Source organism: Mycobacterium lacus, from assembly GCF_010731535.1.
In the GTDB taxonomy this organism is placed as follows: domain Bacteria; phylum Actinomycetota; class Actinomycetes; order Mycobacteriales; family Mycobacteriaceae; genus Mycobacterium; species Mycobacterium lacus.
The window spans coordinates 30,336-57,263 of record NZ_AP022581.1 but is presented as its reverse complement, the minus strand read 5'-3'; the positions used below and the strand labels follow the sequence as shown (position 1 = coordinate 57,263).

Sequence of the window (26,928 nt, the reverse complement as noted above, 5' to 3'; positions counted from 1 at the left end):
CTGACGTCGAGGGGCCCGGCCGACGATGCGTGGTCCAGCGTTCGGAGTCCCAATATCGTTGCCCCCCGGAACCGTCGGGATCGAGATACCATCCCGCCGGCGGCGGCGAAGTCGCCACGGTAATGCTCCATTCCAGGTCGGTCTTCAAGGTCAGTCTTCGACGGGTGAGAACGCGCGGCGGCTCCGGGACTACGGCGGCGAATCGGGCAGTTCCGGCGGCTCATCGAGCATCAGCACGTGGTCGCCTTGCCATTCGTAGCCAACGACCGTCAGGGTGCCGTCTTCGCAAGCGTCACAGCTTTGATCGGTCCGATAGGTGAGCACCACGATGTCGTCGGTGGACGCCGGATTTTCCAGCTTGGTGAACGGGTAGGCCTTCGGCGTCGCGGTCCCGACGAATTCTCCCCGATGAAACATCAGCGCCTGGTCGGGTGCGCTCGCGGTGGCGCCTTGCACCGTCACCACCACCGCGGACAAATCGGCGCAGGGGTCGTAGTTGCTGTCCTCCGGCGCGCTATCCCACGGCTTACCGGTCTTCTTCTCGGGGGGAAGCTGGGCGAGCGCGGCGCTCACCGCGGTTGCCTGGTCGGGCCCGCATGGGCCCACCGGCGGTTTGGCGGTGGGGGAATCGGTGACCGGCGTCGAAGCGGCCGGCGTCGAAGGTGCGGGGTTCGCACGCGGCCCGGCCGGGCCGAAGGTCCGGGTCATGCCCGTGAACGCGATGAGCGCCACCGCACCGATGCAGACCAGTCCCGCCAGCGCGGCCACCGACCAGACGGTGCGCCGCTGCAGGCCTTCCCGCGGGGGGGTCCGGTCGACGTGGTCGGACGGCTCGTAGGCAGGCGGAGGCCAGTCGGGGTCGATCTCGCCAGACACTCGTCCTCCCGGGGTCCCTCCTGAGGCTTCGGCCCGAGCGGAACCGGCGCCGCCACCCGGGTGAGCCTGCCCACATTTTGCGCTTTCGAGGCCCTTTCGGGGCCATCTCGATTGGGGGCTTTGCTGCAAGCTACCGCATACTTGACGTCATGCAGCAAGCGACATCACCGCAAACCGCTGGCTCGGTGCCGCGTGGTGCGCTTTGGACTGCCGAGGATTGTGATGCCGGGTTCGGGCGGTAGCCGTCATCGCCATCGGGCTGTTCGCCAGCCGTCGCGGATCCGCAAAGGGTTGACGCGCGGCTTCATGGCGCTGGTGTCCGTGGTCGCGGTGTTGATGACCGGAGCGGGATATTACGTGGCTCACGGCGCGCTGGGTGGCATAACGATTTCGCAGGCGTTGACGCCCGAGGATCCGCGATCCAGCGGCAACAACATAAACATCTTGCTGATCGGGCTGGACTCCCGCAAAGACCAAGAGGGCAACGATCTGCCGTGGTCGATCTTGCGGCAGTTGCACGCCGGCGATTCCGATGACGGCGGCTACAACACCAACACCCTGATACTCGTGCACGTCGGCGCCGACGGCAAAGTTGTCGCCTTTTCGATCCCGCGCGACGACTGGGTGCCCTTCACCGGCGTTCCGGGCTACAGCCACATCAAGATCAAAGAGGCTTACGGGCTCACCAAGCAGTACGTGGCCGACAAGCTTGCCAACCAGGGAGTCAGCGACCGCAAAGAACTGGAGACGAAGGGACGCGAAGCCGCCCGGGCGGCGACCCTGCGCGCGGTGCGAAGCCTGACCGGCGTTCCGATCGATTATTTCGCCGAGATCAATCTCGCCGGTTTCTACGACCTGGCCCAAACCCTGGGCGGCGTCGAGGTGTGCCTGAACCATGCCGTCTACGACTCGTATTCCGGCGCCGACTTCCCGGCCGGGCGCCAGCGGCTCAATGCTTCACAGGCGCTGGCGTTTGTCCGGCAGCGTCACGGCCTGGACAACGGGGACCTGGACCGTACCCACCGCCAGCAGGCATTCCTGTCTTCGGTCATGGGCGAACTTCACGATTCGGGCACCTTCACCAACCTGGACAAGCTCAAGAGCCTGATAGCCGTCGCGCGCAAGGATGTCGTGCTGTCGGCCGGTTGGGACGAGGACCTGTTCCGCCGGATGGGTGACCTCGCCGGCGGCAACGTGGAGTTCCGGACGCTGCCCGTGGTGCGGTACGACACCATCGACGGCCAGGACGTCAACATCATCGATCCGGCCGCGATCAAGGCCGAGGTGGCGGCGGCCATCGGCTCCGCGCCGCCGACTACCACCACGACCACGCCCGCCAAACCCAACCCGCACACGGTCGTCGACGTGGTCAATTCCGGCAGCCTCAGCGGACTGGCCAGCCAGGTGTCCAGCGCACTGAGAAAATACGGCTACACCGCGGGTCAGGTCCGCGACCGTAACTCCGGCGAGCCCTCCGCGACCACTATCGAGTACGGTGCCGGCGCGGAAACCGACGCGCGCAATGTGGCCACCCTGCTGGGCATCGACGCCCCCGCCCAACCGAATCCCAACGTCGAGCCCGGGCACATTCGGGTGACGGTGGATACCGACTACTCGTTACCGGTGCCCGACGAGACCACGACCACCACGACGCCGACCACGCCCAACACGTATTACTACAACGGCACCACCACCACCTACCCGACGCCCGATCAAGGCAAGCCCATCGACGGCGGCGGGGTGCCCTGCGTTAACTAGGGGGCGCACGGGGTTGGCTTAGGCGTGCGTGCCGCCGTCGATGCGGATCTCGGTGCCGGTGATGAACGCGCCGTCGTCGGACACCAGCATCGCGATCACGCCCGCGACCGCGGCCGGATCGGCCATTGGCGCGCCGCTGGATTCCAGCGTGGTGGGCAGGATCGGCATCAGCCTGGTGAACAGCGACCAGTCGGCGTCTTTTGGAAGGTATCCCCCGGTGGCGTCGGTGATCCCGGACTTGATGCTGCCCGGCGCCACGCACACCGCGCGCAAACCCTCACGCGCGTATTCGAGGGCCAACGAGCGGGTGAAGGCCTGGATCCCGCCCTTGCTCGCGGCGTAGGCCGCCATATACGGATGGGCAAACGATGCCGACGTGGAGCTGAAGTTCACGATCACGCTACGCGAATTCGCCAGTAGCGCGGGCAGGGCTGCGCGCACCACCAGAAAGGTGCCGGTCAGGTTGACCGCGATGATCTGATTCCACTGCTCTGTCGTGGTCTGGTGCGTGTGCCCGGCCCGCAAGATGCCGGCCGCGTTGACCAGCGAGTCGAGCCCGCCGAGCCTCTCGACGGCCCAGGAAACGCCGTCGATCACCGAATTCTCGTCGCCGACGTTCATCTGCAGGGTGGCGAGCCGGTCACCGCTTGCGGCCTCGTCCGCCCGCGCCTGGGTCTTGCCCAGGCCGTCCGCCGCGATGTCGGCAGCGACCACGGCCGCGCCCTCGTCCAGCAGCCGCAGCGCACTGGCCTGACCGATCCCCGACCCCGCGCCGGTCACCAGGATCCGGTTGCCCGTTAGTCGCCTCACTTAGCAGATTTTCCACCACGGCGGGCATGGTGGATGCCATGGACATCGGATTCATCGGCGTGGGGAACATGGGCGGCGGGATGGCGGCAAACCTGCTGAAAGCGGGTCATCACGTCACCGTTTACAACCGCTCGCGCGACAAGGCGGAGGCCCTCGTCCAGCAGGGCGCCGCCGCGGCGGGCACCGTCGCCGAAGCCAGTCGTGGTGAGGTCGTGTTCACCATGCTGGCCGACGACGACGCCGTCGAGAAGGTGGCGTTCGGCTCGGGCGGCCTGCTGGCGTCGCTGGCGACGAGCGCCACTCACGTCTCGTCGAGCACCATCAGTGTGGCCTTGTCGCGGCGCCTGGCCGCCGCGCATGCCGATGCCGGTCAGCGGTATGTTGCGGCGCCGGTGTTCGGGCGGCCCGAGGCGGCCGCTGCCGCGAGACTGTTTGTTGTCGCCGCGGGCGCACCGCAGGTACTGCAGCCGCTGGTCCCGCTGTTCGACGCGATCGGCCAGCGCACCTTCGTGGTCTCCGAGCAGCCACACACCGCCAACCTGGTGAAGCTGAGCGGGAACTTCCTCCTGGCGTCGGTCATCGAGTCGCTGGGCGAGGCCGTCGCGCTGGTCGCCAAGGGCGGCGTCGACAAGCTGCAGTACGTCGACATCCTCACCTCGACCCTGTTCGACGCGCCGGCGTTTCGGAGTTACGGGGGCCAGATCGCACGCCAGGAGTTCCAACCGGCCGACTTCGCCGCGCCGCTCGGGCTCAAAGACGTGCGGCTGGTGCTCGCCGCCGCGGAAGACCTGCGGGTGCCGATGCCCGTCGCCAGCCTGCTGCGCGACCGCTTACTCACCCTGGTGGCAACCGGAGGTGAGGACCTGGATTGGTCGGCGCTGACAATGCTGGCCGAACGCGACGCCGGCGCCGTGCCCGCTGGAGGGTCAGACCACTCCGCGTAGCCCGTCAGCGCCGAACGCGGGTTCCAGCATCGCGGAGAAGTCGGGGCCGCGCCGCAACATGTGGCCACCGTCGACGTTGATGACCTGCCCAGTGATCCAGCCGGCCGCATCGCTGAGCAAGAACATCGCCATGTTGGCGACGTCCTCGACCTCACCCACCCGAGGCAACGGCGTGCAGAGGCGGTAGTCCGCGCTCAGCTCCGGTGAATCTATCACGGGCGCAACCAGATCCGTGCGAATCAGGCCGGGGCGGATGCTGTTGACCCGCACCCACGACGGACCGAGCTCGTCGGCGGCCAGCTTCATCAAGTGGTCGACGGCCGACTTGGTGACCCCGTAGGCACCGAACCAGCGGTGCGTGTTGCTGGCCGCGATCGAGGAGATTCCGACGAACGACCCGCCGCCACCGCGCACCAACTCGCGGGCGGCGTGGTTGAGGACGTACATGGTGCCGTTGACGTTGAGGTCGACGGTCCGCCGCCAGGCCTGCGAATCGATCTGGGTGATCGGGCCGATGGTCTCCGACCCGCCCGCGCAGTGGACCACACCGTGCAGCCGGCCGTGCCACGCCGTCGCGGCGTCCACCACACGCACGATCTGGTCCTCGTCGATAACGTCGGCGGGCTCGTAGCGGATCGAACCGCCGGCGCTCTTGACGACTTCGAGCTCCTTGACGGCGGCCGCCAGCTTGTCCGGATTGCGCCCAACGATCATGACCGAGGCCCCGGCCGCCACCAGCCCGGCCGCCACTCCCTTGCCGATCCCGCTGCCGCCGCCGGTGACCAGGTACGTCCGGTCTTGGAATGAAAGCTGCACGTGAGCCATCGAACCATGCCTGGCGAGCAGACATAAAAGCCCCCTAATCCGGCTCGGATTAGGGGGCTTTTATGTCTGCTCGCCACCCTACGGCGTGTCGCGGCGGGCCAGCTTGGTCGGCTTGGCTGTGCGCCAGTCCTCGACCTCGGGCGGCAGGCCGACCGGAAACCTGTTCTCGTTGTGGGCCGCCCAGTGGGCGTGCCCCAGCTGGTGAACATGGAACGCGTGGCGCAGCGCCTCGGTGAATCCCATCGCGTCGGAGGCGGCGTTGACCGAGTCCTTGATCAGCAGCGCCGCCATCGTGGGCCGCTCGGCGATGCGGCGCGCGAATTCGAGGGTCTTCTCTTCGAGCTCGTCGACCGGGAAGACCTTGGACACCATGCCGAGCCGATGCGCCTCGTCGGCGTCCAGCGAATCACCGGTCAGCAGTAGCTCTTTGGCCTTACGCGGACCGAATTCCCAAGGGTGAGCATAGTATTCGACGCCCGGCATGCCCAGCCGTACCGCGACCACGTCGCTGAACTTCGCATTGTCGGCCGCCACGATCAGGTCGCACGCCCAGATCAGCATCAACCCCGCGGAGATCGCGTTGCCCTGCACCTGGGCGATGGTGATCTTGCGCAGATCGCGCCAGCGGCAGGTGTTTTCGAAGAAGAAGTGCCACTCTTGGTGATAGAGCTTCTCCACGATCGGGCCCAGGGTGGCGCCGTGCGAGCGATAGGTCGGATGCTGAGCGGGCCCGGGTTTGCGTTCCAGCAGCGCAGCATCCGAGCCGAGGTCGTGACCGGCGGAGAAGTTCTTGCCCCGCGCCGCCAGGATCACCACGCGCACGGCGTCGTCGGCCTCGGCGCGGCAAAACGCCTCGTCGAGCTGGACCAGCAGGGTGCGATTCTGCGCGTTGTGCTCGGTGGGCCGGTTGAGCCAGATCCGGGCGATGCGCCCCGCGTCGAGGGTTTCGTAGACCACCGGCTGATCGTCGGAGAGTGTCATGTTTACACGTTACGGCCGTTGTGTAAGCGGGGCCCCGCCGGGTGACCGAGCGGCCGCAGCCGATGGTCGCGGGTGAACACCAGGCGCACCAGCCCGAGGGCGACGACCACGGTGGTGGCCGCCACCGAACCCAGGACGAGGAACATCACCACCGCCTGCACGAGCACGGCCTGCACCGGGGGGACGCCGGCGAGGATGAGTCCCGTCATGGCGCCCGGCAGGAACACCAGCCCGGTCGCCTTGGTCGTTTCGATCTGCGGGGATATCGCCGATCGCAACGCGATCCGCAGATGCGGGGCGGCGGCCTGGCGAGACGGTTGCCCGAGGGCGAGCCTGGCCTCGACCTCGTCTCGCTTGTCACGCAGCTCGTCGACCAGTCGCCGGGCCACCAGCACCATGGCGGTCATCGAGTTGCCGATCATCATCCCGGCGATCGGCACCAGAGTGCGGGCCTGCAGCGGGAACACCCGCAGACCGAAGATCACGCCCAGGGTGACCGCCGCCGCCGCGGCGAACGCGGCGATGGTCAGCGGAGCCAGCCGAGGCACCTCCGGCGCACGTCTGCGCGCGACGTCGCCCGCGTAGGCGATCATGCCGGCGGTCCAGGCCCACGACCACCACAGCGACCGGCCCGGCGCGAAGAGCAACGTTAACGCCCCGCCCACCAGCAGCAACTGGACGAGCGCGCGGGCCGCCGCCCACACCACCTGCCGCTCCAAGCCCAACCGCTGCCACAGCGAAATCGCCGCCGCGAACGCCACCAGCGCCAGCGAAGTCGCCAGCCCTGTCCAGCCGACCTGCCCGCTCATTTCACGGCCCCGTTCCCCGGCTTGCAGCGGCCCCGCTCGATATGCAGGACGCCATCGGCGACCCGCTCCACCTGCGCCGCGTCGTGGGTGACCCACACGGCGGGAATCCCGTCGTCGGCCAGCTCCCGTACCGCACACTCGATCACGCCGGCCGCGTCGGCGTCGACGGCCGAGGTGGGCTCGTCCAGCAGCAGCACCCGCGGTTGCGCCATCAGCGTGCGGGCCAGGCACATGCGCTGCGCTTCCCCGCCCGACAGCGCGGTCGCGTCGCGGTCCAACCACGATCCCGTCAAAGCCACCCGCGCCAACGTTTCGGTCATCTGCGCGTCGGATGCCCCCGGCGCGGCGACGCGCAGGTTGTCGGCCACGGTGCCGGGAAACGGCGTCGGACGCTGGAAGCACATGCCGACCCGACGCCGCAGCCACAATGGGTCGATGCCGGCGATGTCCTCGCCGCGGAACGACACCCGCCCGCTCGTCGGCACCTCCAGCCGATTGCACAGGCGCAGCAGGGTCGACTTCCCCGAGCCCGACGGTCCGAACACCGCCGTCACTCCCTGCCCCGGAATGGTCGCGCTGAATCCGTCCAACGCCCGCACCCCATCCCGTTCGACCACAACGTCGACAAAGTCGAACACCGAGTCCGCGTCCAGCACTGCGCCTCTCCACCCGTTCGGGACCGGGGTAAGCTCGGCCCGAAAACTATCGGAACACGATATCGGAGTCCGAGTTGTCGACTACACGTTCGGCCCGAATTTCATGGCGGCGACTGCTGCACCCCGAGGGGCCGCCCGCCGTGGTCTGCATTCGGATGTTGGTGGGGCTGGTGTTTCTCAGCGAGGGCGTCCAGAAATTCCTGTTCCCGCATCAGCTGGGGCCGGGCCGCTTCGAGCGGATCGGAATCCCCGCTCCCGCGTTCCTTGCCAATCTGGACGGGGTCGTGGAAATCGCCTGCGGCACACTGGTCCTCCTCGGGCTGCTGACCCGGATCGCGGCCATTCCGCTGCTCATCGACATCACCGGCGCGATCGCACTGACCAAGATCCCGGAACTGCGGCCCGGCGGGTTTCTCGGTGTGGAGGGCTTCTGGGGCATGGCCCACGATGCACGGACCGATCTGTCGATGCTGCTCGGATTGGTCTTCCTGCTGTGGGTCGGCCCCGGCCGTTGGTCACTGGATGCGCGGCTCACCAGGGTCTAGGTAGTCACGTCGGTCGATCGCTCGGAGGGTGCCTATGCGGGAGTTCCAGCGGGCCGCGGTGCGCCTGCACATCCTGCATCACGCCGCCGACGACGAGGTCCACGGCGCGTGGCTAACCGAGGAACTGGGCCGCCATGGCTACAGGGTCAGCCCCGGCACCTTGTATCCGACCCTGCACCGCCTCGAGGCCGACGGGCTGCTGGTGTCCCGGCAGCGGGTGGTGGCCGGCCGCACTCGGCGCGTCTACCGGGCTACCCCGGCCGGCCGTGCGGCACTGGACGAGGATCGTCGGGCGCTTCGCGAGCTGGCCGACGAGGTGCTGGGAAACCAGACGTGAATGTACGGTGTCTGCGCGGCACTACGAACGTCGCATACAGTTGTGCAATGCCCACCAAATCTGACCACGGCGAAATCGACGACGTGGAACCGCTGGCTGACAGCACCGCGAGCCAGGCCAGGCGCGTTGTCGCCGCATACGCGACCGACGCGGACGAGTGCCGGATCTTCCTGTCCATGCTTGGGATCGGGCCGGCAAAACCCGAGAGCTAGATGGCTCCCAGCGCAGGCCGGGAGAAGGGGACCGCAGGCACGGAGGCTGCCCCCACCGGGGATTCCGACTTTGTGGTGGTCGCCAATCGGCTGCCGGTCGATCTGGAGCGGCTTCCCGACGGCACCACGGTGTGGAAGCGCAGCCCCGGCGGGTTGGTCACGGCCTTGGAGCCGCTGCTGCGCCGTCGGCGTGGGGCCTGGATCGGGTGGCCGGGCGTAATCGACGGTGACGAAGAGCCCATCGTCCAGGACGACCTGCGACTGCATCCGGTGCGCCTGTCCGCCGACGACGTCGCCCGGTACTACGAGGGGTTCTCCAACGCCACCCTGTGGCCGCTGTACCACGACGTCATCGTCAAGCCCCTCTATCACCGCGAGTGGTGGGACCGCTATGTGGAGGTCAACCGCCGGTTCGCCGAGGCCACGTCGCGCGCGGCAGCCCACGGCGGGACGGTATGGGTGCAGGACTACCAGCTGCAGCTGGTACCGAAGATGCTGCGCACGCTGCGGCCCGACCTGACCATAGGTTTCTTCTTGCACATTCCGTTCCCGCCGGTGGAGCTGTTCATGCAGCTGCCGTGGCGCACCGAGATCATCGAAGGCCTGCTCGGTGCCGACCTGGTGGGATTCCATCTGGTTGGCGGCGCCCAGAATTTCCTGTTCCTGGCCCGCCAGCTGGTCGGCGCCGAGACGTCGCGGGGAGCGGTCGGCGTGCGGTCACGGTTCGGCGAGGTGCAACTGGAGTCCCGGACCGTCCGGGTGGGCGCCTTCCCCATCTCCATCGATTCCAGCGCGCTCGACCGGGCGGCCCGCGACCGCAGCATCAGGCGCCGCGCCCGAGAAATCCGCGCCGAACTCGGCAATCCCCGCAAGATCCTGCTCGGCGTCGACAGGCTCGACTACACCAAGGGCATCGACGTCCGGCTGAAGGCCTTCTCCGAGCTGCTCGCCGAAGGTCGCGTGAAGCGCGACGACACCGTTCTGGTGCAGCTGGCCACACCCAGCCGCGAGCGGGTGGAAAGCTATCAGATCCTGCGCAACGACATCGAACGCGAAGTCGGCCACATCAACGGCGAATACGGTGAGGTGGGCCATCCGGTGGTGCACTACCTGCACCGTCCGGTTCCCCGCGACGAACTGATCGCGTTCTTCGTGGCCAGCGATGTCATGCTGGTCACCCCGCTACGCGACGGGATGAACCTGGTGGCCAAGGAGTACGTCGCCTGCCGCAGCGATCTCGGTGGCGCACTGGTCCTTTCCGAATTCACCGGCGCCGCCGCCGAACTCCGGCAGGCCTATCTGGTCAACCCGCACGACCTCGAACGCGTCAAGGACGCCATCGAGGAGGCGCTCGACCAGTCCGACGAGGAAGGCCGGCGGCGGATGCGGTCGCTGCGGCGCCAGGTGCTCGCGCACGACGTGGATCGATGGGCGCGGTCGTTTCTCGACGCGCTCGCCGATGCGCATCCGCACGAATCCGGCTGAGCGGCGCGGACCAAAACCCATGGTGTTGCCGCCCAATCGCTGTGATACTCATGGCAGCGGTGAAGGGAGGCTCGGCGTGAACATCCGTCGCGGGCTGGCCGCTGGCGCCGGCATCTTGTCCGTGGTTGCGGTGGGAATCGCGTGGGAATCGGGTGAGCCGGCGCGTGCGCTCGGACCTCCCGCGGATGGCAAGTACACCTTCAACCAGGCGGGCGTGTCCGGAGTGACCTGGACGATTACCGCGCTGTGCGATCAGCCGTCGGGAACCCGCAACATGAACGACTACTCCGACCCCATCGTGTGGGCGTTCAACTGTGCGCTGAACGTGGTGAGCGAGACATCCGAGCAGATCACCCGTGCGGACCGGCTGCAGAACTTCAGCGGCAGGGCCCGAATGTCGAGCATGCTGTGGACCTTTCAGGTCACCAAGGACGAGGGCGTGTCGTGTCCGGGCGGCGGCACCGCGCCGTCCACCGAGACCTACGCGTTCAGCGACGAAACATTGAGCGGCACCCACACCACCCTGCACGGCGCGGTCTGTGGCATGCAGGCGGAATTGAAAAAGGAACCGTTTTCACTGCAGCTGGTCGGTCCGCCACCCAGCCCGGTCGAGCGTTACCCGTTGCAGTGCAACGCCATTGCGATGTGCTCCTAGCGATGTTGGTCGCTAGATCGGCGGTGTCCTGGGTCGCGGTAGTCACGCCTGCCCCACGCATCCCTGGGTCGACCCGGCACGCGGTTGCCCGCCTCGGCGCGACAATGTAAGGCGCGCAGCGGATTTGTCGCTGGGAGCCGGACACAATGACACCGCAACCCGCGGAGACTCGGGTGATAATGGCCGCGACGGTGAATCTGGCGACGCGACGTCGGCGCGTCGCGTCGCCAGATTCACCGTCGGCATCGGGGCTAAATCGGCGTGATGTAGGCGATCAGCCATTTGCCGCCGATCCGCTTGAAGTCCACCCGTAACCGGCTGCCGTCGTAGAGCGGCTGCCGCGACTTGTCGGTCACCGTGCGATTCATGTAGACCATCACCGATGCCGAATTCCGCTTGGCGGCCATGACTCCCACGCCGACGACGTTGGCCTGCACAACCACCTCGCGCTTCTTCGCCTCCGGGATGATCTGCGCGTTGGCACTCTTCTGGAACTCCGCGCGATAGTCGGGCGTGAGCATGGGGTATGCGTCGCCCAGGCTGCGCTCGACGGTCTGGTAGTCGTAGCCGAAGACCCGCGGGATCTCCGTGGCGGCCAACCGGGGTAGCACCGCGCGCGCCGCCTGTTCGCCCCGGGCCTGCACGCGGTCCCAGTAGAACCAGCCACCGGCCGCGGACAACCCCACGATGGCAGCGACCAGCAGGCCGCCCGCGACGGCCCCCAGGCGCCGCATCAGTTGCCCCCGTCCGGATACTTCAGGTCGTAGCCGGTCATTCGTCCGTTCTCGTCCTCGTGCACGATGACCCGCAGCCGGTAGGGCATGGACGGCTTGTTGACGCCGTCGATGTCGGCGACGGTGACCCGCACCGACACCAGCACCGAGGCGTTGTCGCTGACCGCGTCGATGCCCTCCAGGGCGGCGCCGTTCACGACGGCTTCCGACGTCGCGTTGGTGGCGCGGAACAGGCCCTTGAGGTTGTCGACGTTGTTGTTGGCGCTGAGCATGCCCCGCAGCGGGCCGCTGGTGCCGTTGACGAACCGGTTCACGCTCTCGTCGATGGTGTCCGGCGTGTAGCTGAACATGTTGACCACCGTCTGCGTGGCGGTGTCGACAAAGCGCTGCTCGCGCGCTAGCCGGGCTTCGGCATCCCGGTGCTGGAAGACCAGGAAGGTCACGCCGCCCGCCAGCGCGGCGATCGTCAACAACCCGGCGGCGACCGAGATCCAGCCGACTAGAAGCCGGTGAGCCGGCCGCCGCGGCGGCGGCCGGAGGGTGGTAAGCGGCTTAGCGGACTTGACTTTCGGCTTCGCCTCGTCCGCGGCCCGGACGGCAACGCGGGCAACTGCGGCGCCGCTCGGTTCGGTCTTGGCCGGCCCCGCCGCGCGGGACGCCCGCCTGCGTGCGCGTTGCGTCGTCGACTGTTGTTCTGCCACTACAGGATCCACTACATCGGCTTCGGAGCGAGCATGAGGTCCACCCAATTCTCGGCGCGGGATACCCCCGCGACACCCGACGCGAAGATACCGGTCCCTCCCGCCGGATCCTGGAAGACTCCGGTGGCCGGGTCATAGGTCGTGTAGGCCGCGCCGCCGGCCTGCGGTTCCGGGCCGGGCGCGGGACCGGTGCCCAACGGAGGTGGCGGCGGCTCGAGGAACTTCGGATACGGAACCTGCGGTGGCTCCGGCGGGTACCCCGGCGGCATCCACGTCGTGAACGGAGGCGGCGGCCCATTGTCGTTGGGCGGCGGCGGAATCTGCATGGGCTGGTGCGGCGCCGGACCCGGACCGGGCGTCACACCGGGCGGCGGCGGCCCGACAATGGGAATGCCCGGGTCCGGATCCGCGCCCGGCGGGATGTACGGGAAATGGTTGGGCGGCAAGATGTTTAGCCCATTCGTGACGGGTGTGTCGTACGGGACCGGCGGGCCCCGCCACGGGTTGGTGCCGATCGGCACGTAGCCCTTCGGGTCACGACACAACGCCACCGTGGGTGCCCGCTTGCCGGGGAACTCCTGGCAGGGGTAGTTGCGGGCGCCGCGCACCGTGCTGGGGTCGTTCGGGGCGGTCTTGCAGTACATGTCCCTGGGGATCTCCCGCACCGTCTCGTCCGCGGGCGACCGGATCAGCGGGGTGGGCACGAAGCCGGTGTTGCACGGCGGCGGGTCGTTCAGGTCGATCTTGAAGTCCAGCTTCGCGCCCTCGTCTTGCGGCGCGCCGCCGGCCGCCGTAATGATCGCGGCGAACAGCGCCGGCAACACCACCAGAAGCTGCTCGATCGACTTGTGATAGATCACGCCCACCCTGCCCAGGTTGGCCAGGTTGGCCGCCAGCGCCGGGAAGGAGGGGCGGATACCGGAGAACGCGGTGCTGGCCTCGTCGATCGCGTCCGGTGCGGTGGCCAGCGTGTCGCGTAGCCGTGGGTCGGCCGCACGGACCTCCGAGGTGAACCGCGCGAGCCCGTCGGCGAGCGACCGGATGTCAGCGCCCGCGCGAATCTGCGCCTGCAGGAACGGGCCGGCCTGGTCAATCAGCTGCGACACCTGCGGATAGTTGGCGTTGGCCTCGTCGACCAACAACCGGGCCGATTCGACCAGCCGGGCCAATTCCGGACCGGATCCGTTGGTCGCCGTGAACGCCTCGTGCAGCAGTTCCCGCAGGCGGGTGTCGCCGAGGCTGTTGACCAGCTTCTCGGCCTGGCGCAGCAGCTCGGCGACGTCTTGGCCGATTCGGGTGTTGTTTCGTTCGATCTTGGATCCGTTGCGCAGCCTGCCCGGCGACGGATTCGCGGGCGGCACCAGGTCGATGTACTGCTCGCCGATGGCCGACACGCTCTTCACGGTGGCGGTCACGTTCGACGGAATCGCGGTGCCGCTGTTCAGCCGCATCCGTGCCGTGACGCCGTTCGGGTTCAGCGCCACCGACTCCACCCGGCCGACCGGGACACCGCGGTAGGTGACATTGGCGTTCTTGTACAGACCGCCGCCCGCGACGAAATCGGCGCTCACGCCGTAGGTCCCGATGCCGAACGTGGCGGGCAAGCGCAGATAGAAGATCGCCATCAAGGTCAGGGTGATCACCGTGATCACCGCAAAGACGGATAACTGGATCTTGGTGAGTCTGTCGATCACGTCGCCGCCCCCTACTGTCCCGACGCCGTACCCGGCGGAATCTTGAACGGGTCGGCCGCCTGTCCGGACAGGTTGGCCAGTTCGCCGACCAGGAAGTCGGGCGGGTTGAGGACCTCGCTCATGTGCGCCATGTTCGGGTCGAAGTACGCCGTGGTGAAGAACGTCTCGCCGAGCCGGCGCAGGGTCAGGTCGAACGTGGTGAAGACGTTGAGATAGTCGCCGCGCACCGCCTGCTTGATGCCGAAGTTGGGGAACGGGAAGGTCAACAACAGCTGCAGCGAGGTGACGAAGTCTTTCCGGTTGTCATTGAGCGCCTTGGCGACCGAATACAGGCCCTTGAGGTCTTCGGCGAAGTCCACCTTGGTCTTGGAGAGCACATGCGAGGTGACCGTCGCCAGCCTCTTGAGCGCGGCGAACGCGTCGACGATGTGGTCCCGGTTCTTGTTGAGCACGCGAACCGCCTCGGGCAACGTGTCCAGCGCCCGGCCGAGGCTGTCCTTGTCGCGCGCCAGGATCGCGGCAAACCGGTTCAGCCCGTCGGCCGCGTCGATGATGTCGTTGACCTGCTTGTTGAGTCCGGCCGTCAGCTCCGCGAGCCTGGGCACCAGGTCGGCGAATTGACCCTGCCGGCCGGCCACGGCCTGGTACACCTCGTCGGTGATCTCTTCCAGCGCACCGACATTGCCCTTGTTGACCACCACACCGAGTGCCGAGAACACCTCCTCGGTGGTGGGAAAGCGGCCCGTGTTCGACTCCGGGATCCTCGACCCGTCGACCAGCCTGCCCTTCGGGGGTTGATCGGTCGGCGCGGCCAGGTCGATGTGCAGCGACCCCAGCAGCGACGTCTGGGCGACCCTCGCGATCGCGTTGGCCGGCAGCACCACATTCTTGTCCAGCGCCAACTTCACCGCGGCATAAAAAGATCCATCGGACCGTTGCTCGGCGGATATTCCCGACACGCTGCCCACGGTGACATCGTCGACCATGACCGGGGAGTTCTGCGGCAGCGTCGCCACGTCCGGCACTTCGACGGTGATCGAGTACGCGCCGCTGCCGTGGCCGGCGGTGCCGGGCATCGGCAGGGAGTTCAGCCCGCCGAAACTGCAACCGGCCAGCAGTACGCTGCTGGAAGCTAATACGCTGCCGTGCAACCAGATTCGGTTCACCCGCCAGCCCCCCGCTCGGTAGGCGGCGGCCCTGGCGCCACGGATCCGGGCGCGGGACCGGGCAACGGGCCGTAGCCCGGCTGGGGTCCGGGCGCCCGCGGAACCAGGAGGGCCTGCAGATCGGTCTGATTCGACGCCGGGGCCGGAGGCGTCGGCGTCGCCGGTATCCACGTCAACTCCGGGACCGGTGTCTCGGCCTTGGCCTGGGTCGCCGGGGTGTCGTAGATGATCTGGCCCTTGTACGCCGTGATCGTGTTGATCGGGTGGAACATGATCGGCGGGTAGTTCACGGTGAGGCGGCGCAGCACCGGTCCCAGCCGTTCGCGACAGATCTCGGCGCGCCTGAAGTAGTCGGGCGCCGATGGCCCGGCGGCGGTGTCGAAGGAACCGCCGCAGATGAACTGGACCGGGTTCAAGAAGTTGGGCAGCGACAACAGACCGTTCAAGGTGCCTTGCGCGGGGTCATAGATGTTGTAGAAGTTGGCGATCCCCGGGCCGGCCACATGCAGCACCTGTTCGATGTTCTCGCTCTGGTCGCTCAACGTCTGGGTCAGGTCGCTCAGTTGGTTGACCGTTTCGATTAGCGTCGAGTTGTTGGCGTGCAGGAATCCCCTGACATCCGAGAGCGCCTGGTTGAGCGTGCCGAGAGTATGGTCCAGGTCGCGTGAGCTGTCGGCGAGCACCTGCGACACCTCCGCCACGTGCCCCGCGAACTGCACGATCTGCTCGTTGCTGGCCGCCAGCGCGTCGACCAGGACCTGCAGGTTCTTGACGGTGCCGAAGATATCGTTGCGCGAATCCCCGAGCCGGCCCGCGGCCTGCGATAGCTCAAGAAACGCATTGTGAAACGAATCACCTTTGCCGTCAAAGGTTTTCGCGGCCTGATTGATCGCGGCGCCCAGCGGTCCCTGCATCTCTCCGGCCGCCGGACTGAGCTGGACCGACAGCTTGGTCAGCGCCTCCTTGACTTCGTCCCATTCCACCGGGACCGCGGTGCGGTCCAGATCGATGGTCGCGCCGTCGGGTAGCACCGCCCCGCCGGTGTATGCCGGGGTGAGCTGAATGAACCGCGCCGCCACCAGGTTCGGCGACATGATGATGGCCTTGGCGTCCCGGGGAATCTTGACGTCCCCGGACACCGTCATGGTGACCTTGACGTCTGACGGCCGCGGTTCGATCGTATCGATCTCGCCCACCGGCACCCCGAGAACCCGGACCTGGTCCCCGGGGTAGAGCCCGACGGCGGAGGTGAAGTAGGCGGTGATCTTTCGGCCGCCGCCGCCCGTCGCGAACAGCACCACGGCGCCCCCCACCAGCGCCGCGACCAGCGCGACGACGGTGACGGTGCGCAGCCCGCGGCCGCCGAAACGTTGCTTCATCACGGTGACTTCGGCCTGATAATCCAGCGTTCCTGAATCATCCCGCGCAGGTAGTCGGCGAGGCTGTCCGGGAGCTTGCCCGGCTGGTAGAAGAAGTCGAACATCGCCGCTACCAACGGCGCCGGGATCGCGCCGAAGACGTTGACATTGAATCCGGGTCCGGAGCCCACCACCTCGCCCAGCGTGGTCGCGTAGGTGGGCAGCCGTTTGAGGGCCTCGGTGATGTAGTCGCGGCGCTCGTTGAGGTTGGCCAGCACCAGGTTGAGCTGGGAGAGGGCCGGGCCGAACTCCTTGCGGTTGTCGGCGACGAATCCGGACAGCTGCGCCGAGACGTCGTCTATCCCCGCGATCAGCTGACCGAGCGCCGCACGCCGTTCACTGAGCGCGGCGAACAGCTGGTTGCCGTCATCGATCAGCTTGTTGACCTGTGCGGCACGGTCGGACAACACGGACGTCACCGTCTTGGCGTGCGCCAGCAGGCCCTGCAGGGCCTCGTCACGGCGGTTCAGCGTTCGCGACAGCGACGTCACGCCGTCCAGCGCTCCCCGCAGCTGCGGGGTGGCGTCGTGCAACGCCTCGGTGAGGACGTTCAGGGCCTGCTCGAACTGCGGCTTGTTCAGGTTGTTCGCGTTCTCACCGAGATCCTCGAGCGCACCGTTGAGCGTGTAGGGCGTCGTGGTCCGGCTCACCGGGATGGAGGTCGCATGTCCGGTGCCGGCCGGGCTCACCGAGACGGAGCGCTCGCCGAGGATGGTGTCGGTCCGTATCGCGGCCAGCGACTGGTCGCCGAGGGCGATCTTGCGGTCGACGCTGAAGGTGATCTTGGCGGTGTCACCGGCCAGGCTCACGCCGGACACCTTGCCCACCTTGACGCCCGAGACCAGGACCGCGTTACCGGGGGTGATGCCACCGGCATCGCTGAAGTAGGCGTCGTAGGTCTTGCCCTGCGGCCAGAAGGGCAGCCCGCTGTAGCCGAACGCGATCAGCACGATGCAGACCACCAGCACCAAGCCGAAGATGCCGGTGCGCAACGGGTCCCGACTACGCTTGTTAGGTGGTGACCCGCTGCGCCCGGCACCGCCGCGCTTGCGATCACCACTGGGCGTCGAACTACTTGGCAAAGGCGCACCTCCCCTTGCTGGGGTCCACCTGGCCGCCCAGCGGTAGCAGGATGTCGCTCCCGGCCGGCCCGTTGATCTTGATCGTCACCGAGCAGAAGTAGATGTTGAAGAACGACCCGTAGGCACCGAGTGCGGACAGGCGCAGGTAATCCTCGCCCAGTTGCTCGACGTCGTTGTTGATCTCGGCCTTGCGGTCGTCCAGCTCGGTGGCCAGCGGCCGGGCGTTTTCCAAGATGCCCCGCAGCGGCCGGCGCGAATTGCGCAGCAGCTCCGTCAGATCCGTCGTCGTCGACGACAGCGGACCGATGGCGCCGGCGATCGCGTCCTTGTTCTTGGCGAGCCCGGTGATCAGCTGCTGCAACTGGTCGACGCTCGCCGAAAACTGCGCGCTGCGTTGGTCGATGGTCCCCAGCACCGTGTTGAGGTTGTTGATCACGTCGCCGATGAGCTGATCGCGCCTGCCCAGCGCCGACGAGAACGCACCGGTGTCGGCCAGCACGTTGTTCAACGCGCCGCCCTGGCCCTGCAGCAACTCGATGACGGCGCTGCTGATCGTGTTGATCTTGTCCGCCTCCAGGCCCTTGAGCACCGGTTTGAGCCCGCCCAGCAACGCATCGAGATCCAGCGCGGGCTGGGTGTGTTGGACGTTGATGGTCCCGCCCGGCGGCAGCTTGCGGAGTTCCCCGGGGCCCGACGTGATCTCCAGGAATCGGTCGCCGACCAGGTTTTCATACCGGATCACCGCGCGCGTCGACGAGTACAGCGTGTAGCGCTTGTCGATTCCGAATTTCACGTCGACGGTGTTGTCCGGGTTGAGCCTGACACCCTGCACCTTGCCGACGGGCACCCCGGCGATGCGCACCTTCTGGCCGGCCGTCAACCGCGACGCGTTGGTGAAGGTGGCGTGGTAAGTGCCTGACGGACCAAACCGGAAGTCACCGAACACCACGATCAGGGCCGCGGCCACTATCAGCATGGCCACCGCGAAGACGCTGACCTTGATCACCATCGACCGGTGCGACGGCACGCCCGAGCCCGCCATCAGAAGTCGTCCCGTTCCGCGAAAGCGCCGTGGAACAGGAACTGCAGCGTCGAGGGCGCGTCCACCTGCACCTCGGTGAATGGCTCGTACGGGATGAGGGCGTTGTCGGTGACCAGGAACGGCGCACGGTAAAACGAGCCGCCGGTCTGCTTGGTCGGGATGTCGGGCAACCCACGGCAGTTCGGACCCCCGGAGGCGTTGACGATCGGCAGGCTCTCCGGATACGTGTACGACGGCGCGCCCAGCACGAAGCTCGACGACGTGAACAGGCCCGCCTTGCGGACACCGATCAACGGCGCGAACTCCTTGATACCACGGCCGATTCCCTTGAACAGGCAGCCGAATTCCGGTGAGTAGTCCTGGGCCACCTTGAGGGGAGCGCGCAGCCTGTTGATGGCGTCGATGAGGTTCTGCTCGGCCGGCGCCAGCGTCTCATAGGCGTTGTTGGCCAGCCCGATCGTGGCCAACAGCGTGTTGTTGAGGTTGTTCTGTTGGTCCACGACGGTCCTGTTGATCGTCGGCAGGTTGTCGAACACGGTGTTCAGGCTGGGGGCGGCGTCGGCGTAGACGCCTGTCACCACGCCCGCCTTACGGAAGTCCTCCTGCAGCGTGGGCAGCTTCGGATTCGCTTGGCGCGTCAGCGTATTCAGCCCCGACAGCAGCGCACCCAGATCGTCGCCGTGGCCGCGCAGACCTTCGGACAAAGCGCTCAGGGTCCCATTCAATTCGACCGGGTCGATCTTGTGCAGCAGGTCGATGAGCGACTGGAACAACGTGTTGACCTCCAGCTGCACCGCCGAGGCCTCCACGTGCGCACCCGGACGCAGCGGGCCTAGCGGCTTGGTCGTGGGGGGAACGAATTCGACCGACTTGGCGCCGAAGATGGTGTTGCCGGCGATGTGCACCGTCGCGTTGGCGGGGATGAATCCCAGCTCGGCGCTGTTGATGGCCAGCGTCAGCCGCGCCTGGTCGCCGCTGTAGCGGATGTCGGTGACCTTGCCGACCTGGATGCCGCGGTATTTGACCTTGGCACCCTGCTCCATCACCAGCCCGGCGCGCGGGGCGCTGACGGTGACGGTGTCGGTCGAGGTGAAAGCCGCGGTGTAGGACAGGTAGGTCAGGACCGCGAACGCCACCAGCAGGCCGGCCAGCACCGCCGCGGCCAGCCTGACAGAAGTGCGTCGCGATCCGGTCTTTGCCATCGTCTCCTTTAGCTACCCCGAGAGGTTGAAGTTACCTTGAGCGCCGTATACCGCCAGCGAGATGAACAAAGTAATCACGACGACCACGATCAGTGAAGTCCGCACAGCCTGCCCGACCGCGATGCCGACGCCGACCGATCCGCCGGTGGCGTTGTAGCCGTAGTAGGTGTGCACCAGCATCACCGCGATGGCCATCACGATGGCCTGCAGGAAGGACCACAGCAGGTCGGACGGGATGAGGAAGGTGTTGAAGTAGTGGTCGTAGAGGCCTTTGGATTGTCCGTTGATGAACACCGTGGTGAACCGGGCGGCGAAGAACGCGGCGAGCACCGACAGCGAATACAGCGGGATGATCGCGATCAGGCCGGCGATCAGTCGGGTGGACACCAGATACGAAACGGAGTGGACCGCCATGCATTCGACGGCGTCGATCTCCTCGGACACCCGCATGGCACCCAGTTGGGCGGTGGCCCCGGCCCCGATGGTGGCCGCCAGGGCGATACCCGCGATCACGGGCGCAACGACGCGGACGTTGAGAAACGCCGACAGGAATCCCGTCAGCGCCTCGATGCCAATGTCGCCCAGCGACGAGTAGCCCTGCACCGCGATGACACCACCAGACGCCAGCGTCAGGAAGGCCGCGACCCCGACCGTGCCGCCGATCATGACCAGCGCTCCCGCGCCCAGCGTCATCTCGGCGACCAGCCGGATCGTCTCCTTGCGGTACCGGGTGAGGGCGTTGGGGATGTAGCGCACGGTCTCGCCGTAGAACAGCGCCTGCTCGCCGAAGTTGTCGACCGGCCTTTGGAACCTCGACATGATGCGGCGAAACCGCAGGGTGGCGTCGTAGCTCATCGCATGCTCACCATCGCTCGCTCACCATCGCGTGTTACTTCGCGGAGATTCGTACGCCGATCGCGGTCATGACCACGTTGATGACGAAAAGGCAGATGAACGCGTAGACGACGGTTTCGTTGACCGCATTTCCGACGCCCTTGGGCCCGCCCTTGACGGTCAGGCCCCGGTAACACCCGACCAGCCCGGCCATCACCCCGAACAGCAGGGCCTTGACCTCGGCAAGCACCAGCTCGCGCAGCCCGGTGAGCACGGTCAACCCGTTGATGAACGCGCCCGGGTTGACGCCCTGCAGGAAGACGGAGAAGACGTAGCCGCCGGACAGGCCGATGGCGCACACCAAGCCGTTCAGCAGCAACGCGACCAACGTCGACGCCAAAACCCTGGGGACGACCAGCCGTTGGATCGGGTCGATGCCCAGCACCCGCATCGCGTCGATTTCCTCGCGGATGGTACGGGCCCCCAGGTCGGCGCAGATCGCGGTGGCGCCCGCACCGGCCACGACGAGCACCGTCACGACCGGGCCCAGCTGGGTGATGGTGCCGAACGCCGTTCCGGCGCCGGACAGGTCGGCCGCGCCGATTTCGCGCAGCAGGATGTTGAGGGTGAACGCCACCAGGACCGTGAACGGGATGGAGACCAGCAGCGTCGGGACCAGCGACACCCGGGCGACCATCCACGTCTGATCCAGAAACTCACGGAACTGAAACGGCCGGCGGAAAGCGGCGCGAAGGGTCTCCATCGACATCTCGAAGAACCCGCCGACGGCCCGGGCCGGAACCGCAAATTGTTGGATCAACGCGGTCCCCCCATCTGTCGCTCGCGGCGAAGTCTATGTCCCCCGGCCACGCCCAGGGGACACATTGCTCGGTCTGGGCCGGCCCATAGTAACGAGAACATGTTCCGGGTGTCGATGAGCCGTTGCGGGCGCGGGCCTGATCAGCGCATCAAATCGATAGCCGAAAAGTTCCGTTCCGGATCCCGGCCGGCGAAGTAGTCCCGCAACGTCGCGGTGAGCTGAGCCGGGTCCCAGGCCGGACCATCCGCGTTAAACCGACGCTCCACGCTCGGCGCGGCCACCAGCGTCACCTGCGGACCGTAGACGATGAACACCTGGCCGTTGACGTCCGCGGCCGCCGGGGACGCCAAAAACTGCACCAGGGTCACCACGTGCTCGGGCGACAACGGGTCTACGTCGCCGTCTTCCGGCGCCGCGCCGAAGACGTCGGCCGTCATCGCGGTGCGCGCGCGCGGGCAGATCACGTTGGCGCACACCCCGTAGCGGCCCAGCGCGCGGGCGGCCGACAGGGTGAGCGCGGTGATGCCCGCCTTGGCGGCGCCGTAGTTGGCCTGCCCGACCGGCCCGACCAGGCCCGCCTCCGACGAGGTGTTGACGATCCGACCGTAGATCGTGCCCCCGCCGTCTTTGGCCGTAGTCCGCCAGTAGGTGGCCGCGTTACGGGTGAGCAGGAAATGGCCACGCAGGTGCACGGCGATGACGGCGTCGAAGTCCTCGTCGGACATGTTGAACAGCATCCGATCCCGGGTGATGCCGGCGTTGTTGACCACGATGTCCAGTCCGCCCAACCCGTCGGCCGTCGCGAGGAGTTCGTCGGCCGTTTCACGGAGGCTGATGTCGCCGGCCACCGCGACCGCCTTCGAGCCGGTGCCGGTGATCTCGTCAATGACGTCGGAGGCGTCCAGGGCGGCGGCGACGTCGTTGATGACGACGGTGGCGCCCAGCCGGGCCAGGCCCAGCGCCTCGGCCCGCCCCAGGCCCGCGGCCGCACCGGTGACCACCGCGACCTTTCCGGATAGGTCGGTCGCGTTCGTGTTGCTACTCAATTGATGAATACCTCTAGTTTGGGCTAGTCGTCGCTAGTCTTGGCGCAATAGCGCCGCACGCGGGCATTCGGCGATCGCCTGCTCGGCCAGATCTTCTTGGTCCGGCGGAATCGGATCGGTCTTCACGACGGCGTAGTCCTCGTCGTCCAGGTCGAAGATATCTGGCGCGATTCCCAGGCACACCGCGTTACCCTCGCACCGGTCACGGTCCACTATCACTCGCACGGTGTCCTCCTTGACCTTTCGACCGCGGTTGGTTACCTACCCCACCATACGACGACGCGTCCGGCGAAACCGCCGCTGGACCCTCAGACTAGAACGTGTTACAACCGGGGGAACGAATGGGTAGCGGTTGGCGAGTGACTTTGACCGGAGGCGGCTGAAATGCGCATCAGTTACACCCCCGAACAGGAGGAGCTGCGTCGCGAGCTGCGGTCGTACTTCACCACGCTGATGACGCCGGAGCGCCGCGAGGCGCTGAGGGCGGTCGGGGGCGAAATCGGCGTCGGCAACGTCTACCGGGAGACGGTCGCCCAGATGGGCAAGGACGGATGGCTCACCCTGAACTGGCCCAAGGAGTACGGCGGCCAGGACCGCTCCCCGATGGACTCGCTGATCTTCACCGACGAGGCGGCCATCGCGGGCGCACCGGTGCCGTTCCTGACGATCAACAGCGTGGCGCCGACCATCATGGCCTACGGCACCGAGGAGCAGAAGAAGTTCTTCCTGCCGCGCATTGCCGCCGGGGATCTGCACTTCTCGATCGGCTACTCCGAGCCCGGCGCCGGCACCGACCTGGCCAGCCTGCGCACCACCGCGGTACGCGACGGCGACGACTACGTGATCAACGGCCAGAAGATGTGGACCAGCCTGATCCAGTACGCCGACTACGTCTGGTTGGCGGTGCGCACCAACACCGAGGCCAAGAAACATCGTGGCATCTCGGTGCTGATCGTGCCCACCACCGCGGACGGCTTCTCCTGGACACCGGTGCACACCATGGCCGGTCCCGACACCAGTGCCACCTACTACTCCGATGTCCGGGTGCCGGTGAGCAACCGGGTCGGCGAGGAGAACGGCGGCTGGCGGCTGGTGACCAACCAGCTCAACCACGAGCGCGTGGCGCTGGTGTCGTCGGCGCCAATCTTCCTGTGCCTGCGCGAGGTTCGCGAATGGGCACAGAACACCAAGGACGACAGCGGCGCCCGGCTCATCGACGCCCAATGGGTGCAGCTCAACCTGGCCCGGGTGCACGCCAAGGCCGAGGTGCTCAAGCTGATCAACTGGGAGCTGGCTTCTTCGCAGGATGAAGCGCCGTCACCGGCTGACGCATCGGCGGCCAAGGTGTTCGGGACCGAGCTGGCCACCGAGGCCTACCGGCTGCTGATGGAGGTGCTGGGTACCGCGGCGACGCTGCGTCAGGATTCGCCGGGCGCGTTGCTGCGCGGCCGGGTGGAGCGAATGCACCGGGCCTGCCTGATCCTGACCTTCGGGGGCGGCACCAACGAAGTGCAGCGCGACATTATCGGGATGACCGCGCTGGGACTGCCCCGGGCCAACCGCTGAGCATTTGAGAACGTTCTAAGGGACGGGGATTCATGGATTTCACGACAACCGAAGCGGCGGCCGACCTCGGCGGCCTGGTCGACACCATCGTCGACGCGGTCTGCACCCCCGAGCATCAACGCGAGCTGGACAAGCTCGAGCAACGGTTCGACCGACGGCTGTGGCGCAAGCTCATCGACGCCGACGTCCTGAGCGCGGCGGCGGCGGAGTCACTGGGCGGCGGCGGTTTCGGGGTGCTCGAGCAGGTGGCCGTGCTGGTTGCCCTGGGTCACCAGCTGGCCGCGGTGCCGTATCTGGAGTCGGTGGTGCTGGGCGCGGGTGCGCTGGCCCGGTTCGGCTCCGAGGAACTGCGGCAGGCCTGGGGCGTGCCGGCGGTCGGCGGCGAGAAGGTCCTCACCGTCGCCCTGCACGGCGAGATGGGTGAGGGGCCGGTGCGGGCCGCCGGTGATGGCTTCCGGCTCACCGGAACGCGCACCCAGGTGCCGTTCGGCCCGGTGGCCGACGGCTTCCTGGTTCCCGCCGAAACCGATTCCGGCGCGGCGGTTTTCCTTGTCGCCGCCGACGACCCGGGGGTTTCGGTGACCGCGCTGCAGACCACCGGCCTGGGTAGCGTCGGGCACCTGGCGCTGGAGGGGGTCGATGCCACGCGGCGGGTCGGCGGGGGCGAGGTGGCCTCCTGGCTGGGGACGCTGGCAACCCTGGGCCGCGCCGCGTTTCAGCTCGGGGTGCTAGAGCGGGGCCTGCGGATGACGGCCGAATACGCGCGCACCCGTGAGCAATTCGAACGTCCGATCGGCAGCTTCCAGGCGGTGGCGCAACGGCTGGCCGACGGCTACATCGACGTCAAGGGGTTGCGGCTGACGCTCACGCAGGCGGCCTGGCGGGTATCCGAGGACGTCCCGGCCGACATCGATGTGGCCAGCGCGGCGTTCTGGGCCGCCGACGCGGGACACCGGGTGGCGCACACCATCGTGCACGTGCACGGCGGCGTCGGCGTCGACACCGATCACCCCGTGCACCGTTATTTCCTGTCCGCCAAGGAAACCGAGTTCGCGCTGGGCGGCGCCACCGGGCAATTGCGTCGCATCGGCCGCGAACTGGCGGAGACGCCTGCTTGACAGATCCGACCGTCACGCAGCTGCTGGTGCCGCTGGCCGAAATCGACGACCGGGGCGTCTATTTCGAAGACTCGTTTACCAGCTGGCGCGAGCACGTCCGGCATGGCGCGGCGATCGCCGCGGCGCTGCGGGCGCGCTTCGACCCAGCCCGGCCTCCGCACGTCGGCGTGCTGCTGCAAAACACCCCGTTCTTCTCGGCGACGCTGGTCGCTGCCGGGCTGTCGGGGATCGTGCCGGTGGGCCTCAACCCGGTGCGTCGCGGCGCCGCGTTGGCCCGCGACATCGCCAAGGCCGACTGCCAAGTCGTGCTGACCGACTCGGAATCGGCTGCGGCGCTGGGCGATATCGCGCATGTTGACGTCGAATCCGCGGCGTGGGCCGCAGAGTTGGCCGCATATCGGGACGCCGAGGTGTGTTTTCAATCCGCCTCGCCGACAGACCTTTTCATGCTGATCTTCACGTCGGGCACCGGCGGGGAGCCGAAGGCGGTGAAGTGCAGCCACGGCAAGGTGGCGATCGCCGGCGTGACGATGACACAGCGCTTCGGTCTGGGCCGGGACGACGTCTGCTATGTGTCGATGCCGTTGTTTCATTCCAACGCGGTGTTGGTCGGCTGGGCGGTGGCCGCGGCCTGCGGCGGCTCAATGGCATTGCGGCGCAAGTTCTCTGCGTCCGGGTTCCTCCCCGATGTGCGCCGCTATGGGGCGACCTACGCGAACTACGTGGGCAAGCCGTTGTCGTATGTGCTGGCCACGCCCGAGCGGCCCGACGACGCGGACAACCCGCTGCGCGCCGTGTACGGCAACGAGGGCGTGGCCGGCGACGTCGAGCGGTTCGCCCGCAGGTTCGGCTGTGTGGTTCAGGACGGGTTCGGGTCGACCGAAGGCGGGGTCGCGATCGCCCGTACCCCCGCCACGCCGGCGGGATCGTTGGGTCCGTTGCCGGACGGGATCGAGATCGTCGACCCCGACACCGGCGAGCCCTGCCAGCCCGGGGTGGTCGGCGAGGTGGTGAACACCGCCGGGCCGGGCCGCTTCGAGGGCTATTACAACGACGCGGCCGCCGAGGCCGAGCGGATGGCGGGCGGCATCTACCACAGCGGCGACCTCGCCTACCGCGACGAGGCCGGCTATGCCTACTTCGCCGGCCGCCTGGGCGATTGGATGCGGGTCGACGGCGAAAATCTGGGCACCGCCCCGATCGAGCGGGTGCTGCTGCGCCACCCGGACGTGACCGAGGTTGCGGTATATCCGGTGCCCGATCCGGTGGTCGGTGACCGGGTGATGGCCGCGTTGGTGATGGCGGCGGATACGGAGTTCGATCCGGACAAGTTCCGGGCGTTCCTGGCCGAGCAGCCCGACCTCGGGCCCAAACAGTGGCCGTCGTACGTGCGGGTAACCGCGGGACTACCGGCCACCACGACGTTCAAGGTGCTCAAGCGGCAGTTGTCGGCCGAGGGGATCGACTGCGGCGACCCGGTGTGGCCGATTCGTCGCTAGCGGGCGGTCGACCTACTTGACGCATATCAAATATTCGCCGCAAAACGTCCAATGACCTGCCGCGATCGCGATACGATCCGGTCCAACCGATTGCATCGATGATGGCCGACGGC

At 67.4% G+C, this 26,928-nt stretch carries 28 protein-coding genes and 1 pseudogene; 10 read left to right on the top strand and 19 right to left on the bottom strand.

The features are described 5' to 3' along the window. Nucleotides 1-46 precede the first annotated feature (46 nt). Together G6N24_RS24040 and G6N24_RS00270 are read right to left on the bottom strand one after the other, a co-directional pair. Nucleotides 47-118, bottom strand: a pseudogene (locus tag G6N24_RS24040) (DUF2510 domain-containing protein); the annotation flags it as partial. 71 nt (nt 119-189) lie between these two features. Next, the gene (locus G6N24_RS00270; RefSeq protein ID WP_085162139.1) at nt 190-876 is read right to left on the bottom strand and encodes an LppP/LprE family lipoprotein; all 687 of its coding nucleotides are present in this window, start codon (nt 874-876) and stop codon (nt 190-192) included. A 222-nt stretch (nt 877-1,098) separates the two neighbouring features. On the opposite strand from G6N24_RS00270, the gene G6N24_RS00265 reads away from it, so the two are divergent. Further along, on the top strand, nt 1,099-2,634 hold the full coding sequence (locus G6N24_RS00265; RefSeq protein ID WP_085162167.1) for an LCP family protein: 1,536 nt from the start codon (nt 1,099-1,101) through the stop codon (nt 2,632-2,634). 18 nt (nt 2,635-2,652) lie between these two features. On the opposite strand, the gene G6N24_RS00260 is transcribed toward G6N24_RS00265, so the two are convergent. Then, nucleotides 2,653-3,444, bottom strand: a complete 792-nt coding sequence (locus G6N24_RS00260) for an SDR family NAD(P)-dependent oxidoreductase (protein WP_085162140.1) — start codon at nt 3,442-3,444, stop codon at nt 2,653-2,655. Nucleotides 3,445-3,482: 38 nt separating this feature from the next. Between G6N24_RS00260 and G6N24_RS00255 the strand changes: the two genes are divergently transcribed. Beyond that, a complete protein-coding gene (locus G6N24_RS00255; RefSeq protein ID WP_085162168.1) occupies nt 3,483-4,388 on the top strand; it encodes an NAD(P)-dependent oxidoreductase in 906 nt (301 codons plus the stop codon). Here G6N24_RS00255 and G6N24_RS00250 read toward each other — a convergent pair. The 4 genes from G6N24_RS00250 to G6N24_RS00235 form a co-directional block, all read right to left on the bottom strand. Further along, a complete protein-coding gene (locus G6N24_RS00250; RefSeq protein ID WP_085162141.1) occupies nt 4,371-5,204 on the bottom strand; it encodes an SDR family oxidoreductase in 834 nt (277 codons plus the stop codon). The genes G6N24_RS00255 and G6N24_RS00250 overlap by 18 nt on opposite strands. Before the next feature lie 87 nt (nt 5,205-5,291). Next, entirely contained in the window at nt 5,292-6,194 is a 903-nt protein-coding gene (locus tag G6N24_RS00245; RefSeq protein WP_085162142.1) for an enoyl-CoA hydratase, read from the bottom strand. 2 nt (nt 6,195-6,196) lie between these two features. Beyond that, complete coding sequence (locus G6N24_RS00240) at nt 6,197-7,003, bottom strand: ABC transporter permease (protein ID WP_085162143.1); 807 nt, start codon at nt 7,001-7,003, stop codon at nt 6,197-6,199. Continuing rightward, on the bottom strand, nt 7,000-7,656 hold the full coding sequence (locus G6N24_RS00235; RefSeq protein WP_275997570.1) for an ABC transporter ATP-binding protein: 657 nt from the start codon (nt 7,654-7,656) through the stop codon (nt 7,000-7,002). The genes G6N24_RS00240 and G6N24_RS00235 overlap by 4 nt, the downstream gene beginning before the upstream one ends. Before the next feature lie 119 nt (nt 7,657-7,775). Here G6N24_RS00235 and G6N24_RS00230 point away from each other — a divergent pair, with 119 nt between their 5' ends. The 5 genes from G6N24_RS00230 (at nt 7,776) to G6N24_RS00210 (ending at nt 10,893) form a co-directional block, all read left to right on the top strand. Further along, nucleotides 7,776-8,204 carry a DoxX family protein gene (locus G6N24_RS00230; protein WP_085162169.1) on the top strand — a complete coding sequence of 143 codons (429 nt, stop codon included), beginning with the start codon at nt 7,776-7,778 and terminating at the stop codon, nt 8,202-8,204. Nucleotides 8,205-8,238: 34 nt separating this feature from the next. Further along, a complete protein-coding gene (locus tag G6N24_RS00225) occupies nt 8,239-8,541 on the top strand; it encodes a PadR family transcriptional regulator (protein WP_085162145.1) in 303 nt (100 codons plus the stop codon). Nucleotides 8,542-8,588: 47 nt separating this feature from the next. Then, on the top strand, nt 8,589-8,753 hold the full coding sequence (locus tag G6N24_RS00220; protein WP_139822538.1) for a hypothetical protein: 165 nt from the start codon (nt 8,589-8,591) through the stop codon (nt 8,751-8,753). Then, the gene (locus G6N24_RS00215) at nt 8,754-10,238 is read left to right on the top strand and encodes an alpha,alpha-trehalose-phosphate synthase (UDP-forming) (RefSeq protein ID WP_085162146.1); all 1,485 of its coding nucleotides are present in this window, start codon (nt 8,754-8,756) and stop codon (nt 10,236-10,238) included. It begins immediately after the preceding gene. Nucleotides 10,239-10,314: 76 nt separating this feature from the next. Next, nucleotides 10,315-10,893: a hypothetical protein gene (locus G6N24_RS00210; protein ID WP_085162147.1), complete on the top strand. Its 579-nt coding sequence runs from the start codon at nt 10,315-10,317 to the stop codon at nt 10,891-10,893. Between the two features lie 251 nt (nt 10,894-11,144). On the opposite strand, the gene G6N24_RS00205 is transcribed toward G6N24_RS00210, so the two are convergent. From G6N24_RS00205 to G6N24_RS00150, 12 genes are all read right to left on the bottom strand, one after another. Then, a complete protein-coding gene (locus G6N24_RS00205; RefSeq protein ID WP_085162148.1) occupies nt 11,145-11,627 on the bottom strand; it encodes a mammalian cell entry protein in 483 nt (160 codons plus the stop codon). After that, nucleotides 11,627-12,340, bottom strand: coding sequence for a mammalian cell entry protein (locus tag G6N24_RS00200; protein ID WP_085162149.1), 714 nt, complete (start codon nt 12,338-12,340; stop codon nt 11,627-11,629). Before G6N24_RS00200 ends, G6N24_RS00205 begins: the two co-directional genes overlap by 1 nt. Beyond that, nucleotides 12,340-14,022, bottom strand: coding sequence for a virulence factor Mce family protein (locus G6N24_RS00195; RefSeq protein ID WP_085162150.1), 1,683 nt, complete (start codon nt 14,020-14,022; stop codon nt 12,340-12,342). The genes G6N24_RS00200 and G6N24_RS00195 overlap by 1 nt, the downstream gene beginning before the upstream one ends. An 11-nt stretch (nt 14,023-14,033) precedes the next feature. Next, nucleotides 14,034-15,188 (bottom strand): virulence factor Mce family protein, encoded by a 1,155-nt coding sequence (locus G6N24_RS00190; protein ID WP_085162151.1) that lies wholly within the window; start codon nt 15,186-15,188, stop codon nt 14,034-14,036. Then, the gene (locus tag G6N24_RS00185; protein ID WP_085162152.1) at nt 15,185-16,567 is read right to left on the bottom strand and encodes a virulence factor Mce family protein; all 1,383 of its coding nucleotides are present in this window, start codon (nt 16,565-16,567) and stop codon (nt 15,185-15,187) included. Before G6N24_RS00185 ends, G6N24_RS00190 begins: the two co-directional genes overlap by 4 nt. After that, complete coding sequence (locus tag G6N24_RS00180; RefSeq protein WP_232070655.1) at nt 16,567-17,598, bottom strand: virulence factor Mce family protein; 1,032 nt, start codon at nt 17,596-17,598, stop codon at nt 16,567-16,569. The genes G6N24_RS00185 and G6N24_RS00180 overlap by 1 nt, the downstream gene beginning before the upstream one ends. A gap of 79 nt (nt 17,599-17,677) precedes the next feature. After that, on the bottom strand, nt 17,678-18,730 hold the full coding sequence (locus tag G6N24_RS00175) for a virulence factor Mce family protein (protein WP_085162153.1): 1,053 nt from the start codon (nt 18,728-18,730) through the stop codon (nt 17,678-17,680). Beyond that, complete coding sequence (locus tag G6N24_RS00170; protein ID WP_085162154.1) at nt 18,730-19,932, bottom strand: virulence factor Mce family protein; 1,203 nt, start codon at nt 19,930-19,932, stop codon at nt 18,730-18,732. The genes G6N24_RS00175 and G6N24_RS00170 overlap by 1 nt, the downstream gene beginning before the upstream one ends. Nucleotides 19,933-19,944: 12 nt before the next feature. After that, nucleotides 19,945-20,787 carry an MlaE family ABC transporter permease gene (locus G6N24_RS00165; RefSeq protein ID WP_085162155.1) on the bottom strand — a complete coding sequence of 281 codons (843 nt, stop codon included), beginning with the start codon at nt 20,785-20,787 and terminating at the stop codon, nt 19,945-19,947. Nucleotides 20,788-20,821: 34 nt separating this feature from the next. Continuing rightward, on the bottom strand, nt 20,822-21,586 hold the full coding sequence (locus G6N24_RS00160) for an MlaE family ABC transporter permease (RefSeq protein WP_085162156.1): 765 nt from the start codon (nt 21,584-21,586) through the stop codon (nt 20,822-20,824). Between the two features lie 140 nt (nt 21,587-21,726). Beyond that, complete coding sequence (locus tag G6N24_RS00155; RefSeq protein ID WP_085162157.1) at nt 21,727-22,632, bottom strand: 3-oxoacyl-ACP reductase; 906 nt, start codon at nt 22,630-22,632, stop codon at nt 21,727-21,729. Between the two features lie 33 nt (nt 22,633-22,665). Next, nucleotides 22,666-22,857: a ferredoxin gene (locus G6N24_RS00150; protein WP_085162158.1), complete on the bottom strand. Its 192-nt coding sequence runs from the start codon at nt 22,855-22,857 to the stop codon at nt 22,666-22,668. A 159-nt stretch (nt 22,858-23,016) separates the two neighbouring features. Here G6N24_RS00150 and G6N24_RS00145 point away from each other — a divergent pair, with 159 nt between their 5' ends. Genes G6N24_RS00145 through fadD17 form a run of 3 tightly spaced genes read left to right on the top strand, consistent with a single transcriptional unit; the run spans nt 23,017 to nt 26,815 of the window. Then, a complete protein-coding gene (locus G6N24_RS00145; RefSeq protein WP_085162159.1) occupies nt 23,017-24,198 on the top strand; it encodes an acyl-CoA dehydrogenase in 1,182 nt (393 codons plus the stop codon). A gap of 32 nt (nt 24,199-24,230) precedes the next feature. Further along, entirely contained in the window at nt 24,231-25,316 is a 1,086-nt protein-coding gene (locus tag G6N24_RS00140) for an acyl-CoA dehydrogenase family protein (protein ID WP_085162160.1), read from the top strand. Continuing rightward, nucleotides 25,313-26,815, top strand: a complete 1,503-nt coding sequence (fadD17, locus tag G6N24_RS00135; protein ID WP_085162161.1) for a long-chain-fatty-acid--CoA ligase FadD17 — start codon at nt 25,313-25,315, stop codon at nt 26,813-26,815. Before G6N24_RS00140 ends, fadD17 begins: the two co-directional genes overlap by 4 nt. The last annotated feature ends 113 nt before the right edge of the window (nt 26,816-26,928 follow it).